The 1,353-nt window shown below is 37.0% G+C and carries 1 protein-coding gene; it reads left to right on the forward strand.

Features of this window, described 5'->3' with window-relative positions; all coding sequences use genetic code 11:
- Positions 1–243: 243 nt before the first annotated feature.
- Positions 244–1,197 carry a hypothetical protein gene (locus G585_RS0116535; protein WP_022776486.1) on the forward strand — a complete coding sequence of 318 codons (954 nt, stop codon included), beginning with the start codon at positions 244–246 and terminating at the stop codon, positions 1,195–1,197.
- The last annotated feature ends 156 nt before the right edge of the window (positions 1,198–1,353 follow it).

Consider the following 1,353-nt stretch of genomic DNA (forward strand, 5'->3'; position numbering starts at 1 on the left):
TTGGACATAAAACACCCACAAAAGACTTGTTTCATACTTATTCAGAACACAAGTCTTTTGTGGGTTTATTTATATCCATTTATCATCATTTCAAAGTAAATCGTTCACATCACTATGCCTATCACTAACAGTTCGTCTGCTGTTCTTGCAAAAATAGTAATCCCATAGCAATAAGTGATTGGCGAAAATTTATGGGAAATAGTAGAGTTGAATGGTAAGTACTTTGTTGTGAGGTGTATTGATATGGGGAATGTTCGTTTTCACTTGCCGGGACTGAGATACAATTATCCACTAAATATGTTTTGGATAAGTATGATGAAACAGTACCCGCATTATTTTAGAGAAGGTGTTGAGATTGCATCATTTTTTGGCTCTTTTCCATTTTCACTATGGAATGGAGGAAGACTGATAGCTGATGATCAGTGCGACAGAGCTTTTGTCCAGAATGTAATAAAAAGCATAAATGCAAATCACATACCTGTTCGTTTTACATTTACTAATCCTCTTATTACTGAAGAAGATTTAATGGATCCATTCTGTAATTTCTGCATGGAAGCAGGAAACAATGGCATGAATGAAGTGCTGGTTTTCTCTCCGCTTCTTGAAGAGTTCATAAGGGCAAAATATCCTTCATATAAGATTGATTCTACAACCTGCAAGGAAATTAAAGACTTAGACAGTCTTAATGCAGAGCTTGATAAAGACTATAAATACGTGGTTCTTGACTACAACATGAACAACAAGTGGGATCTGATAGAGCAGATTCACCACAAAGAGAAACTTGAAGTGCTGGTAAATGCCCTTTGTGTTCCCGATTGCAAGAGAAGAGGCGACCACTACAAGAACATTGCTCTTAACCAGGAAATAGTAAAAGAAAACCGTCTTCTTCCGAAGGATAAACAAAAGCCGCTGATTCCCTGGAAATGTGAGTATGGTGACAAAAACTGTATCTACACTATCCAAGATTATTCAACATACGTTTCCCCTGAGCTTATCTGGGAAAAATATGTACCAATGGGAATCAACAATTTCAAGATTGAAGGCAGAACCGCTAATCTCTTTTCTCTAATCGAGACTTACTGTCACTACATGATTAAGTCCGAGTACATCGGAGAGGCAAGGCTACTTCTTATGAGAAATCTTGAGGCTTCCAAGATAATCCAGGTCAACAGGCCAAGACCTGCTGCATTTAAATGATTTTGTAGGCATAGCTCGTCTGCTGTTCTTGCAAAATATTAGCCTTTATATTTGTAGTAAACCATAAATCCACAAGTGCCCATAACTTTGGATAGAGCGATTTAGTATGAGCAATAGAGACAGTTAATATAAAATAAAAGCCTTGTTTTCTGTTTT

The sequence above is a fragment of the Butyrivibrio sp. AE2015 genome, from assembly GCF_000420825.1.
In the GTDB taxonomy this organism is placed as follows: Bacteria; Bacillota; Clostridia; order Lachnospirales; family Lachnospiraceae; genus Butyrivibrio.

Coding starts and splice junctions, on each gene's coding strand:
- G585_RS0116535 (WP_022776486.1), top strand. CDS start 244: ATGGGGAATGTTCGTTTTCACTTGCCGGGACTGAGATACAATTATCCA.